The organism is Bacillus sp. 205(2023) (assembly GCF_037027485.1).
GTDB classification, from domain to species: Bacteria; Bacillota; Bacilli; order Bacillales; family Bacillaceae; genus Bacillus; species Bacillus halotolerans.
In genome coordinates this window covers 57175-70576 of sequence record NZ_JAXCHF010000009.1, presented here as the reverse complement: position 1 = coordinate 70576, position 13402 = coordinate 57175, and the positions used below count along the sequence as shown (strand labels likewise).

The window sequence follows — 13402 nt, the reverse complement described above, 5'->3', positions numbered from 1 at the left end:
AATACATTTATTATTATAACAACATTCGTATTCAAACGAAACTAAACAGCCAATCACCGATAAGCTATCGGCAATTGGCTGTATAAAAGGTGTTTTGATCCCTGTCTCAAAAACGGGGGTCAGTCCCCAGATCCAAGCTGTTTTTCTTAACAGTGCGGCGCACAACATGCCGCTTTATCGTTTATTTAAAGTTTCTTAATCCGCGGTCGTACAAAAAGTTTCCGAATGGGACGAATGCGGCGACGAAACCGGCGGCTGACCATTTCAGCGACCATTTCACAGAGAACGTCACATAGGCCAACACAAGCAAATACAAAATAAACAATCCGCCGTGAACAGAACCGACAATTGTTACCGCAAGCGAAAGGCCTGCCCAATATTTAAGCGGCATGGCGACGAAAAGCAGGATTAAGAGTGACATTCCTTCAATAAAACCCATCGTGCGAAGTCTTCCGATCGGCGTTTGCAGCATAAATCGCCCTCCTTGTGGACACGTTTTCATCTATACTATAAACAATCCGGCGGGCATATATGACAAGTTTGAGAAAATGTTCGGAAAACATTCATATTTAAAAATTCTATCTTGGGCCTCAGTCTTGTCATTTACACAAATTCCCGAGATAATGTGAACAAAAATAAAAGAAGGATGTTGATATGAAACTTGACCAAATTGATTTGAATATCATTGCGGAACTGAAAAAAGACAGCCGTTTGTCCATGAGGGAGTTAGGAAGGAAAATTAAGCTGTCCCCGCCATCGGTCACCGAACGTGTGAGACAGCTGGAATCGTTTGGCATCATTAAGCAATATACGCTGGAGGTTGATCAGAAAAAACTGGGCCTTCCGGTTTCCTGTATTGTCGAGGCAACCGTCAAAAACGGGGATTACGATCGATTCAAAAGCTACATTCAAACGCTGCCGAATATTGAATTTTGCTACCGGATTGCGGGAGCGGCCTGCTATATACTGAAAATCAACGCGGAGAGCCTTGAAGCAGTAGAAGCTTTCATCAACAAAACAACGCCTTACGCCCAAACCGTCACTCACGTCATTTTCTCAGAAATTGACACGAAAAACGGGCGCGGTTAGAGAGTGCTTGTTCAAGTCTGTTATAATAAAAGGATGAGCGTGAAAGAAAGAGAAGTGATCAAGCATGTCAAAAACAGTTGTATTAGCTGAAAAACCTTCAGTCGGCCGCGATTTGGCCCGGGTGCTGAAGTGCCATAAAAAAGGGAACGGTTATCTCGAAGGAGATCAATATATTGTCACATGGGCTTTAGGCCATTTGGTGACACTTGCTGATCCGGAAGGCTACGGAAAAGAATTTCAATCATGGCGGCTTGAGGATCTGCCGATTATCCCCGAACCGCTAAAGCTTGTTGTTATCAAAAAAACCGGAAAGCAGTTCAATGCGGTAAAAGCGCAGCTTACCCGCAAAGATGTCAATCAGATCGTCATCGCCACTGATGCCGGCCGGGAAGGTGAGCTCGTCGCACGCTGGATCATTGAAAAAGCGAACGTCCGTAAACCGATCAAACGGCTGTGGATTTCATCTGTAACGGACAAAGCGATCAAGGAAGGTTTTCAAAAGCTGCGCAGCGGCAAAGAGTATGAAAATCTGTACCACTCAGCCGTTGCCAGAGCAGAAGCGGATTGGATTGTCGGCATTAACGCGACCCGTGCGCTCACCACAAAATTCAATGCCCAGCTTTCATGCGGACGTGTGCAGACGCCGACGCTAGCCATGATTGCCAAGCGCGAGGCGGACATCCAAGCCTTTAAGCCTGTTCCGTATTACGGCATTCGCGCAGCAGTCGATGGAATGACGCTGACGTGGCAGGACAAAAAATCGAAGCAGACGAGAACATTCGATCAAGGCGTGACAAGCCGTTTGCTAAAAGAACTTGATGGAAAACAGGCGGTGGTCGCTGAACTGAAAAAAACAGCGAAAAAAAGCTTTGCTCCTGCGCTTTACGACTTGACGGAACTCCAGCGGGACGCCCACAAACGCTTCGGATTTTCCGCCAAAGAAACGCTCTCAGTTCTGCAGAAGCTGTATGAGCAGCACAAGCTTGTCACATATCCGCGGACAGACTCACGGTTTTTATCCAGTGACATTGTCCCAACCTTAAAAGACCGGCTGGCGGGCATGGAAGTGAAACCGTATGCCCAATATGTCACTCAAATTAAAAAGCGCGGCATCAAATCGCACAAAGGCTACGTCAATGATGCTAAGGTGTCAGACCACCATGCGATTATCCCGACTGAAGAGCCGCTTGTTCTCAGCAGTCTCAGCGATAAAGAACGCAAGCTGTATGACCTGATTGCCAAACGTTTCTTAGCTGTGCTGATGCCGGCTTTCGAATATGAAGAAACAAAGGTCATGGCAGAAATCGGCGGAGAAACCTTTACGGCGAAGGGAAAAACCGTACAGTTACAAGGCTGGAAAGCTGTTTATGATATGGCTGACGAGGATGACGAGCAGGAGGACGACAGAGATCAGACGCTGCCGGCTCTGCAAAAAGGCGCCTCGCTTACTGTCCGCACATTAACTGAAACAAGCGGTCAAACCAAACCGCCGGCCCGTTTTAATGAAGGGACGCTGCTGTCAGCTATGGAGAACCCAAGCGCCTTTATGCAGGGAGAAGAAAAGGGCCTTGTCAAAACGCTCGGTGAAACAGGGGGTCTCGGCACGGTTGCAACGCGTGCCGATATTATCGAAAAACTGTTCAACAGCTTTTTAATTGAGAAAAAAGAAAAAGACATTTTTATCACCTCAAAAGGAAAACAGCTCCTGCAGCTCGTTCCTGAGGATTTGAAATCACCGGCTTTAACGGCAGAGTGGGAACAGAAGCTGTCCGCCATTGCGGCCGGAAAATTAAAATCCGCTGTCTTTATTAAAGACATGAAGGCTTATGCTAAGCAAACGGTAACAGAAATCAAAAACAGCAGCCAAACCTTCAGACATGATAACATCACGGGAACGGCATGTCCGGAGTGCGGCAAAATGATGCTGAAGGTAAACGGCAAACGCGGCACCATGCTCGTGTGCCAGGACCGGGAATGCGGAAGCAGAAAAACGATCGCCAGAAAAACAAACGCGCGCTGCCCGAACTGCCATAAAAGAATGGAGCTTCGCGGCCAAGGAGAAGGCCAGACCTTCGCGTGTGTTTGCGGGCACCGTGAGAAGCTTTCTGTATTTGAAAAACGGAAAAACAAAGACAAAGGGCGCGCTACAAAGCGGGACGTCTCTTCTTATATGAAAAAACAAAATAAAGACGAACCGATTAACAATGCGCTTGCGGAACAGCTGAAGAAACTCGGTTTGGATCAATAAAAAGAAACCTGTGCGAATCGCACAGGTTTTTTTATTGGACTTAGGTCCTGTTTTTTGAAAGTTCAAAAAGGGAAAAAAAGCTAGTAATCTTCGTTTTTTTCTTTTATAGTTAATATAATTTGTAACATGGCAGTAATAATTTCGTGATATATTGGTGCGTCTGATTCGCTTCGGGCGACAAAGGGGGATTTGCCTGTGCGGCATGTGTTGGTCGCTGCTATCTTATTTTGCTTATCTATCGGACTTTCCGCAGGGTGTGCTGAAGCTGGGAATAAAACCCTATATCAGTCTGAGGCAGATATGAATACCCGCCCGCTTCAGCCGGCGGAGTATTTCATCTATCACAATCTTATGAATGACCAGGGGCTTATCAAAACGGATTTCTCAGATCAGCCCTCCTATTTATCAGAATCGATTGGCCTGTGGATGGAGTTTTTGGTCAGCAGACAAGACGCCTCGCATTTTCAGGAGCAATATCAGCATCTGACGGATTCTTTTCTTTTGAATCATCAGTTGGTGACATGGAAAATACAAAACGGTCAAGCGAGCGGGACAAACGCGCTGATTGATGATATGAGAACCATGGTGTCTCTCGATCAGGCAGCTGCTCTTTGGGGGAGCAGCCAATATGAAAAAACAGCCCGTGATATCGGCATGGCTTTAAAGACATACAACATGTACAACGGGATGTTTACAGACTTTTACGATTCAGCCTCTCATGCCGCTTCAAAGGACGTGACGCTTTCGTATGTCATGCCCGATGCACTAGCTGTTTTGAAAAAGTATGCAATCATAGACGAAGAAACAGAACAGCGAAATGCCGATGTTCTCTATCTAGCCCCTTTAAAGAATGGTTTCCTGCCAAAGACGTACAGCGCAGAGTCGAAGCAGTACAAATATGACAGTGAAGTAAACGTCATTGACCAGCTGTACGCCGCGTGGCATTTGCCGGAAGGGGATGAAAAAGCCGCTGTGATAGCAGAGTGGGTCAAAAAGGAATTTCAGGCAAACGGAAAGCTGTACGGACGATATTTGGCAGATACGAAGGAGCCTGCCGTCCAATATGAGTCGCCGTCCGTATACGCGTTAGCTGCTTTATTTTTAACAAAACAGCATGAAGACAGCTCGGTCATCAAAGCGATTTATGATAGAATGAATGACTTTGAAATTCTTGATCCGGCGAAACCGTATTATGGGGGTTACATGAGCGGCTCCGACACGCACTCGTTCGACAATCTGCTGCCGCTGTTAGCCGAAAGGAAGCTTTTTAATGAAACGATCATTCAATGAATCACAAAAATTATATGCTTATCTTTCAGGGCTCATCGCAGCCCTGTCTCTGTTTATTTTTTATGTGTCCGCCGAGCAGTCGGAGGGCTTTCTGATTATTTGCATCACATTTGTCGTGATCGGGGCCGGCATTTGGTTCGGTCCGATTTACGCGCTGGCGGTCACCTTAATCGTTCTCTTTGTTCTCGGCACGCTCATGATGTTTTTTCAGACTGGACAGGCTGTGATGTTTTCGGCTGAAGACGGGCTGCGCATGCTTATCGTGTGGGGAATTGCGCTTTTGCTGTTTTCCTTTATATCAGGAAGAATTCATGATATCGCAGCAGAGCTGCGCCGTTCAGTCAAACGTCTTCAATCTGAAATCAAAAGCTTCGTGGCTGTCGATAGAGTGACGGGCTTTGATAATAAGCAAAGAATGAAACTGGAACTGTCAGAGGAAATCAAACGGGCGGAGCGCTACGGCAATTCCTTTGTCTTTTTGCTGCTTCATATGCATTATTTCAAGGAATTTAAGTCTTTGTACGGGGAGAAAGAGACCGACCTTCTCTTTCAATTCGTCAGCCGGCAAATCAGGTCAAGCGTCCGGGAAACGGATAAAAAATTCCGCCCCTCTGACGAGCGCTTCGGCATTGTGCTGACACACACGCCGGCTGAACATATGCCGGCCGTCCTGACAAAGCTGAAAAAACAGCTGGACACGTATCAGCTGACAAACGGAAAGTATGTGTCGCTTACGTTCCATGTCTGTTATTTACCTTATCGAAGAGATATAAGGACGGCTGATCAATTTTTAGAAGAACTGGAAAACGAGATGATGATGAATGAACTTTAAAAGAAAAACGCTACTCTGCGTGTCCGTTCTGATGCTGACAGCTATTGCTTCTTTTCCTATTTCTGCCCAAGCGAAGGAGAAGGATGACGGCATTCTCATCATCTATTCAACCTTGGACGGCAAAGAGTCGCCTCAAGTCAAAATGCTCGATTTATTGGCCGGCCATTTTGCAACTCATGTCACGGTCAGAAAAGATTCGGATGTTACAGCATCTGATGTGAAAGGCAAAGAACATGTCATCTATTACGGGCAAACGAAAAGAAAGCTCAGCAGAAAACTGGTGTCTCTTATCAGCGGCGTAAAAAAACCTGTCGTCGCCATCGGCTATAACGCCGGACAAATCAGCCAATTTTCCGGTCTTTCCTTAACCCGAAAAGAACATGTCTATCAGATTCACAGCAGCACGGAAAAAAACGATGTCTCCTTAGAGAGCGGGCTTAACGTGCTGAGCGTATCAGGCCTGAAAGGAAAGGGGCTGTATACCTTTAAATCTGATGACGGCAAAACGAGTCCGTTTATATGGAAAACGGATAAATCAAATGTGTACATCGGCTTAACCAATCTGTTAAATGACAATCTGATTGTGGCGAAAGAGCTTCGAGCAGCATTTGGAGAGAAGGCCGGAACCACGCTTTTATATTTGCGGCTGGAGGATATCAGCCCGATGTCTGATGAAACATTGCTGCTTCAAGCCGGTACATATCTGTACAAGAGACATGTGCCTTTTATCCTGTCAGTCATTCCGGTGTATCTGAATCCGGAAACAGGCGATAAAGTGTATTTGTCTGATAAACCGAAGATGGTCAAGGTATTGAAAAAACTGCAAAGCATGGGCGGCAGTATCATTGTTCACGGCTACACACACGCCTATCGCCACAGTGAAACAGGAGAGGGTTTCGAATTTTGGGATGCCAAGGCGGACCAGCCGATCACTTCGGAAAATGCCGATGACACCCCGTCCATTTTGGAGAAGGAACAGGCTTTTCCGAACGAACAGGCCTATAAGAGCTATTTGAAGCCGTTTCAGGAAAAGGAAGAAACATATACAAGGCAAAAGCTGACGCACGCCATTGAGGATTTAACCTCGGCAGGGCTTTATCCGCTGGCATTTGAAGCTCCGCACTATACGATGTCTGAGTACGGCTATCAAATGGCTTCACAGTATTTCTCAAGCATTTTCGGGCAGGTGCAGCTCAGCGATACAACATGGAAGACTTCCGGCGCATCGCCTTTTTTGACCAAACCAGCTATGCTGCATGGGATGACACTGTATCCGGAAACAATCGGTTTTGTCGATACATCAAAGCAAAACCCGCTCGGCGATATGGAGGAACACATTTCTCAAATGATTGATTTTGAAGGCGGAGTGGCCGGAGGGTTTTATCACCCGTATCTCGGGATGAAATATTTGCCGGAGCTCGTTGACCAGATGGAACGCATTCCGGACAGTGAATGGCTTGATTTGAAGAAAACGCAGCAAACTGTCAAAACGGACAAAGTGGAAATCCATACAAGCGGTGACGGAACGGTTCACGTAAAAAACAATGTAAGTGCCATTGGCGAGTTTTTCGACCACCATCGGCAAACCCCGCTGGAAAAGGCGTTATGGATTCTCTCCGCCGTTGTGCTCTTGTTTGTCGTGATGTTTGTCAGCTATACGTTTTACTTGAGAGCCACATTGAAAAAACGAATGTTTAAGGAGAGAAGAAGCCTTGGGTAATACGCTGTTCTTTATCTCGCTGAGTTTAATATGGGTGATGCTTCTCTATCACATGTTTCTCATGCAGGGCGGATTCCGCCACTACATGACCTTCGAGCGGAACATTCCGAAGTGGAGAGAAAATATGAAGGAGCTGCCGAAGGTCAGTGTGCTCATCCCGGCCCATAATGAAGAAGTTGTGATTCGGCAGACGCTGAAGGCAATGGTGAATCTTTATTATCCGAAGGACCGGCTGGAGATTATTGTGGTAAACGATAATTCTTCAGACGGGACGGGTGATATCGTCAATGAATTTTCCGAGAAATACGATTTTATCAAAATGGTGATCACAAAACCGCCTAACGCCGGAAAAGGCAAATCCTCGGCGCTCAACTCCGGTTTTGCTGAATCGAACGGCGATGTCATTTGTGTATATGACGCCGACAACACGCCTGAAAAAATGGCCGTGTATTACCTTGTTCTCGGTCTGATGAATGACGAGAAGGCAGGCGCAGTGGTAGGGAAATTCCGCGTCATCAATGCGGCAAAAACGCTGCTGACGAAGTTTATCAATATTGAAACGATCTGTTTTCAGTGGATGGCGCAGGGAGGCAGATGGAAGTGGTTCAAAATCGCTACCATTCCCGGAACCAATTTCGCGATCCGCAGAAGCATTATTGAAAAGCTCGGGGGCTGGGATGATAAAGCGCTGGCTGAAGATACCGAGCTGACCATCCGGGTGTATAACCTCGGCTATCACATCCGCTTTTTCCCGGCAGCTATTACTTGGGAGCAGGAGCCGGAAACGTGGAAGGTGTGGTGGCGCCAGCGGACGAGATGGGCGCGCGGCAACCAATATGTCGTCCTGAAGTTTTTGGCGCAGTTTTTCAAACTGAAACGAAAACGGATTATCTTTGACTTGTTTTACTTTTTCTTTACGTATTTCTTGTTTTTCTTTGGCGTGATCATGTCAAACACGATATTTGTGGTCAATCTGTTTTATGATTTGCATTTGTCAGTCGGGTTTTTGGCAATGATCCTTTGGATTTTGGCGTTTTTCTTATTTATGACGGAGGTCATGATTACGTTAAGCATCGAAAAAACAGAAATGAACAGGCAAAACTTCTTTATCGTATTTCTTATGTACTTTACGTACTCGCAGGCATGGATTGTGCTCGTGATCTATTCTTTATTCGTAGAAATCAAGCACCGTTTATTCAAGCAAGAGGTCAAATGGTACAAAACAGAACGATACAATCAACATAAAAGCGGGTGACCTTTTTGAAACAACTACTTATTTTTCTTACAAGCTTCCTGCTGCTGGCAGTGACTGGACAAGAGGCCTTCGCTCAAGAGATGCAGGTCGATGGCTCGCTTCTGGGCAAAAGCAGCCGTGAACAAGCCAAACAGCAGGTGCTGACAAACGATCTTATGACATTGTACGGATCAAAAGACAGCGCGGAACTGACGTATCAAATTCCGGCAGGCGCCTCTTCCGGCAGCCAGCAATTGGTGATTGAATATGAGGCATCAGATCTTTTAATTTCTCCTTCATCGTTAACGGCTGTAATTGACAATGAACCGATAAAAACGTTAAAGCTAAACGGCGATTCAAAACGGAAAACACTGAAGCTGAACTTGAACAAAAGCCAGTCCGCCCCAGGCTATCACAGCGTATCACTGAAATTTTACGGCGTCATGAAAGAGGGCGTCTGCGTCAGACAGGATACGTCCGGCAACTGGATCAAAATTTATCCGGACAGCCGCCTGACACTGGCGGACAGGGGCGAAGCGAAGGGAACATCACTTGAACATTACCCATACCCATTTGCCCAATCGGGAAATACAGCGGAAGAGACTGCTATTGTCATTCCGGATAACCCGAGTTCGGCAGAAATTGAAGCGGCTGTCAAAACAGAAGGCTACCTGAAAACGGCGGACAGCAGTGTCAGCATTGCGTTTGTGAAGGAATCTGAAGTGAAGCAAATCGACAAGCCGACCATTTTCATCGGTGTGGACAAGCATTGGAACGGCAAGGTGAAAAAGCTGATCAAACAAGCCGGCTTACAGGCAAAAGGAGAAAAACTTCTGCTTGCGGAGCGCGTGCTGAAAGCACAGGGCAAGCAGCAGCCGGTTCTGTTTGCACAAGCGGCATCTGATGATGTGCTCTCAGAAAAAATCAGCGTCATCGCCGATCAGACTTACACAGGCCAGCTAAGCGGGGAAACACTTTCAATTGGCAAGCTTCAGAAGGCTGAAAAGCAGGAAAGCAATAAGCTGACCCTTGAGAAATTCGGGGCAGAAGATATGACAATCGGAGCTGACAAAACATCTTCAGCACATTATTTTTATCCGGCTTCTGCGGTGATAGACCAAAATCAATCAGCCAAGCTGTCGCTTAAACTAAAGAAATCGGAAACGATTCAAGCAGCCGCGGCAGAAAGCGGTTCAGCCTCTCAAGCAGCAGAGCTGAAGGTCCTCATTAACGGGCAGCCGCATTCAGTTCGCCTTGATGAATTAGGAAAAGAAGATAAAAACGGATACTATCATGTCACGCTGAAAGTAGATCCTGAGCTGCTGCAGAAAAACCGCTACATTGATATACAGTTTATCACCACGGGCTTAAAGGAAAACAACCCTTGCAACACAACGGACGAAGAGAAATGGGTCTTCATTGATAAAAGCAGCACATTGTCTTACACGATCAAAGGCACATCTCCGTCAGCCGATTTTCAAGAATGGCCGCTTCCATACGCCGGAAATCAGAAACAGGCAACACTGATTGTGCTCCCTGACAGTGTGAGCAAATCCAAGCTTAAGGAGCTTTCTCTCGTTACTGATTCCTTTGGAAGCGAAGCCCAGCAATCTTTCACAGTAAGGAAAGCATCTGAAGTTAAAGCGGAGGACGCGAAAGGCCGGAACTTAATTTTCATCGGCGGCATCAGCCAGTTCTCTCTTTTGAAAGAGAAATCTTCTGATCTGCTCGTGCCTCAAGCGAAAAACGGCTTGTTTGACGTGTCGGGCTTTGAAATGCTGAACGAGACGACGAAACAAGTGGCATTTACCCAAGCGTCTTTATGGGATTCAAATTATACGATGGCTGTTTTTGCGCCGCTGAAAGGAAATGGCGCGGCCGTCACAAAAGAAATCATCAGCTTTTTGAACAGCAATGATGATACGGCGACCGTCATCAATGAAACAAACAGCCAGCAGGTGTTTACAAACCACCAGCAGCTCAAATCGGAAACAAACAGTTCTGAAACAGAAAAAACAGCACAAGATCATGGGCAACAACTGCTGTATATCGGCGTGCTGGCTCTCATGATGGTAATTGCGGCAGCCTTCATTTGGGTAACCGTTAGACGAAGAAAGAGAAAGACAGACAGAGAATAAGACAGAGGCTGATATCAGCCTCTGTTTTTTGTTTTTGGTTTAAATTTTCCATTTGTGGAACCTGTCATTTTATTTTTTTCTCCCGGCCGATAAGCCTCTTTACAACATACGTAAACGGGAGTATGATCTCTTTTAGAAAACAAATCGCTTAATCTGTAAACAGAGCGGGGGACCCATTTTGGCGGCATTTTGCCGCTCGGGGTGAATCCTTTTTAGGTAGGGCAAACTCTCATATGCCCGAATCCGTCAGCTAACCTCGTAAGCGTTCATGAGAGGAGATGAATGAAACCTGTGTTCGATGTTAAGGCACAGGGGCATCCGTTTGCCTCTGTGTTTTTTGCTGTTCAATTTTCAGGATGTAAATCGCATACAGAGACATCATAGCAGAAAGGACTATTACAAAATGTGAGAACAGATGCGGATGTTTTATTGTTTTCATGAAAAATGAAATTAAAAGGGGAAGACATCGATGTATCATTCAATCAAACGTTTTTTGATTGGGAAACCGTTAAAATCACAAGCAGCAGGGGAACAAAAACTGACGAAATTAAAGGCGCTTGCTATGCTTTCCTCAGATGCTTTATCATCTGTCGCTTACGGAACGGAACAAATTCTTATCATATTGGCGGCGGTAAGCGCTGCTGCATTTTGGTATTCCATTCCGATAGCGGTCGGCGTACTCATTTTGCTGCTCGCGCTGATTCTCTCATACAGGCAAATTATTTACGCTTATCCGCAGGGCGGCGGGGCGTATGTTGTATCAAAAGAAAACCTCGGCGAAAAGCCCGGGCTGATTGCAGGCGGTTCATTGCTTGTCGATTATATATTAACTGTAGCAGTAAGTATTTCCGCAGGGACGGACGCCATCACGTCGGCGTTCCCGGCACTGCATGATTACCATATACCGATTGCTGTTTTACTTGTTTTAGTGATTATGATTTTAAATCTGCGGGGGCTGTCAGAATCAGCATCGATTCTTGCTTACCCGGTCTATCTGTTTGTGGCGGCGCTTTTCATCCTGATTGCCGTCGGTCTTTTTAAGCTTATGACAGGACAAATTGATCAGCCAGTCCATCATACACCGATCGGCACACCGGTAGCCGGCATTACGCTGTTTTTGCTGCTTAAGGCTTTTTCATCCGGCTGTTCCGCGCTCACCGGAGTTGAAGCGATCTCCAACGCGATTCCAGCCTTCAAAAACCCGCCTGCGCGAAACGCGGCGAGAACGTTGGCTATGATGGGGATCTTGCTTGCGGTTCTGTTTGCCGGCATTACGGTACTTGCATACGGTTACGGGACGGCTCCGAAACCGAATGAAACGGTCATTTCACAAATCGCGTCGGATACCTTCGGCAGAAATGTGTTTTACTATGTCATTCAGGGTGTGACATCGTTAATTTTGGTCCTTGCGGCGAATACGGGCTTTTCAGCCTTCCCGCAGCTTGCCTTCAACTTGGCGAGAGACCAATACATGCCGCGCATGTTTACAGTAAGAGGCGACCGCTTAGGCTTCTCAAACGGGATTATCTTTTTAGGTGTTGCCTCAATTGTGCTGATTCTGTTATTTGGAGGGCAGACGGAGCACTTAATCCCGCTATACGCGGTCGGTGTGTTTATTCCATTTACCCTTTCACAAACAGGGATGTGCATCAAATGGATCAAACAAAAACCAAAAGGCTGGATTGGAAAAATGCTGATCAACGCCTGCGGCGCATTGATATCGTTTATGGTTCTGTCCATCCTGTTTGTCACGAAGTTTAATGTCGTATGGCCTGTTTTAATCTTTATGCCTATCGTCGTTTTTTTGTTTTTTGCGATTAAAAATCACTATACGGCTGTCGGTGAACAGCTTCGCATCGTAAACAAACAGCCGGAAGAAATCAAAGGTACGGTCGTGATTGTGCCTGTAGCCGGCGTCACAACCGTCGTGCAAAAATCCATTCAATATGCGAAATCACTGTCAGATCAGGTCATTGCCGTTCACGTGTCGTTTGACAGAGAACAGGAAAAGAAAGTGGAAAAGCGCTGGGAAGAGCTGAATAATGGAGTGCGTCTCGTCACGCTTCACTCTTCGTACAGAAGCCTGGTCCATCCGTTTGATAAGTTTTTGGAAACTGTTGAAGCAAAAGCGAAGAAGAAACAGTTTTCTGTCATGGTGCTGTTCCCGCAATTTATCACAAAAAAACGCTGGCACACCATTCTGCACAACCAGTCAGCCTTCCTGCTCAGAGTCCGGCTGTTCTGGAAGAAGGACATAATCGTTGCCACATTGCCGTATCATTTTAAAAAGTAAGCAGCTAAGACCAAGGGACATCTCCTTGGTCTTTTTTTAAATAAAGGGGAGATGGCGATGTATACGGAAGGGGCATTTGTCATAGTGACAAACACAAAACGGCAGATTCTGCTGGTCAAACGAAAAGACGTTCCTTTATGGGATTTGCCGGGCGGACGGGTTGAATCAGGAGAAACCCCGGAGGCAGCGGCGGTCCGGGAGGTAATGGAAGAAACGGGATATCTGATAGAGCTTTCCGGGAAATTGGGTGTCTATCAAAGACCTAAGTTTCAAGACGAACAGCATGTGTTTGCAGGGAACATAACAGGCGGACAAGCGATAGAAAACGGCATGGAAACGGCCGGGCTGAAGTGGTTTTCGCCGGAGCGATTGCCGCTTTTGGTGGTGCCAAATCGGAAAATGCAAATCAGAGATTTTCTAAACGGCGCTGCGGGCATCCGGATTACCGTCAAGGACAAGAGCTTTTTGGCGGCCCTAGACCTGTTCAGAAGGAAATACAGCAAGCGATAGTTGCCTCCGGGTTTTAAACGGCTCCCCCTGTGGTATTGAAAAAAGGAA

11 protein-coding genes and 1 riboswitch are annotated in these 13402 nt (G+C 46.3%); of the genes, 10 read left to right on the top strand and 1 reads right to left on the bottom strand.

Annotated elements, in window-relative coordinates:
- Positions 1 to 86 (top strand): IS3 family transposase (locus WA325_RS18230; protein WP_134980913.1); only part of this gene is annotated, 86 nt, incomplete at its 5' end.
- Positions 87 to 181: 95 nt separating this feature from the next.
- Here WA325_RS18230 and WA325_RS18225 read toward each other — a convergent pair.
- A complete protein-coding gene (locus WA325_RS18225; RefSeq protein ID WP_010333070.1) occupies positions 182 to 472 on the bottom strand; it encodes a DUF3817 domain-containing protein in 291 nt (96 codons plus the stop codon).
- Positions 473 to 654: 182 nt separating this feature from the next.
- Here WA325_RS18225 and lrpC point away from each other — a divergent pair, with 182 nt between their 5' ends.
- The 9 genes from lrpC to WA325_RS18180 all read left to right on the top strand — a co-directional run bounded on the left by lrpC (position 655) and on the right by WA325_RS18180 (position 13354).
- Complete coding sequence (lrpC, locus tag WA325_RS18220; protein ID WP_010333071.1) at positions 655 to 1089, top strand: transcriptional regulator LrpC; 435 nt, start codon at positions 655 to 657, stop codon at positions 1087 to 1089.
- Positions 1090 to 1153: 64 nt separating this feature from the next.
- On the top strand, positions 1154 to 3337 hold the full coding sequence (locus WA325_RS18215) for a DNA topoisomerase III (protein WP_336184052.1): 2184 nt from the start codon (positions 1154 to 1156) through the stop codon (positions 3335 to 3337).
- A gap of 195 nt (positions 3338 to 3532) precedes the next feature.
- Entirely contained in the window at positions 3533 to 4627 is a 1095-nt protein-coding gene (locus WA325_RS18210) for a lipoprotein YdaJ (RefSeq protein ID WP_336184051.1), read from the top strand.
- The gene (locus tag WA325_RS18205) at positions 4608 to 5459 is read left to right on the top strand and encodes a diguanylate cyclase domain-containing protein (RefSeq protein ID WP_059291930.1); all 852 of its coding nucleotides are present in this window, start codon (positions 4608 to 4610) and stop codon (positions 5457 to 5459) included. The genes WA325_RS18210 and WA325_RS18205 overlap by 20 nt, the downstream gene beginning before the upstream one ends.
- Entirely contained in the window at positions 5449 to 7179 is a 1731-nt protein-coding gene (locus WA325_RS18200; protein WP_336184050.1) for a DUF2334 domain-containing protein, read from the top strand. Before WA325_RS18205 ends, WA325_RS18200 begins: the two co-directional genes overlap by 11 nt.
- Positions 7172 to 8434: a glycosyltransferase family 2 protein gene (locus tag WA325_RS18195; RefSeq protein ID WP_106020972.1), complete on the top strand. Its 1263-nt coding sequence runs from the start codon at positions 7172 to 7174 to the stop codon at positions 8432 to 8434. Before WA325_RS18200 ends, WA325_RS18195 begins: the two co-directional genes overlap by 8 nt.
- A 5-nt stretch (positions 8435 to 8439) precedes the next feature.
- Entirely contained in the window at positions 8440 to 10551 is a 2112-nt protein-coding gene (locus tag WA325_RS18190; RefSeq protein WP_336184049.1) for a cellulose biosynthesis cyclic di-GMP-binding regulatory protein BcsB, read from the top strand.
- A 135-nt stretch (positions 10552 to 10686) separates the two neighbouring features.
- A riboswitch (cyclic di-AMP (ydaO/yuaA leader) is annotated at positions 10687 to 10831 on the top strand.
- A gap of 189 nt (positions 10832 to 11020) precedes the next feature.
- Positions 11021 to 12844, top strand: a complete 1824-nt coding sequence (gene kimA, locus WA325_RS18185; RefSeq protein ID WP_024120267.1) for a potassium transporter KimA — start codon at positions 11021 to 11023, stop codon at positions 12842 to 12844.
- A gap of 57 nt (positions 12845 to 12901) precedes the next feature.
- Complete coding sequence (locus WA325_RS18180) at positions 12902 to 13354, top strand: NUDIX hydrolase (protein WP_305934894.1); 453 nt, start codon at positions 12902 to 12904, stop codon at positions 13352 to 13354.
- The last annotated feature ends 48 nt before the right edge of the window (positions 13355 to 13402 follow it).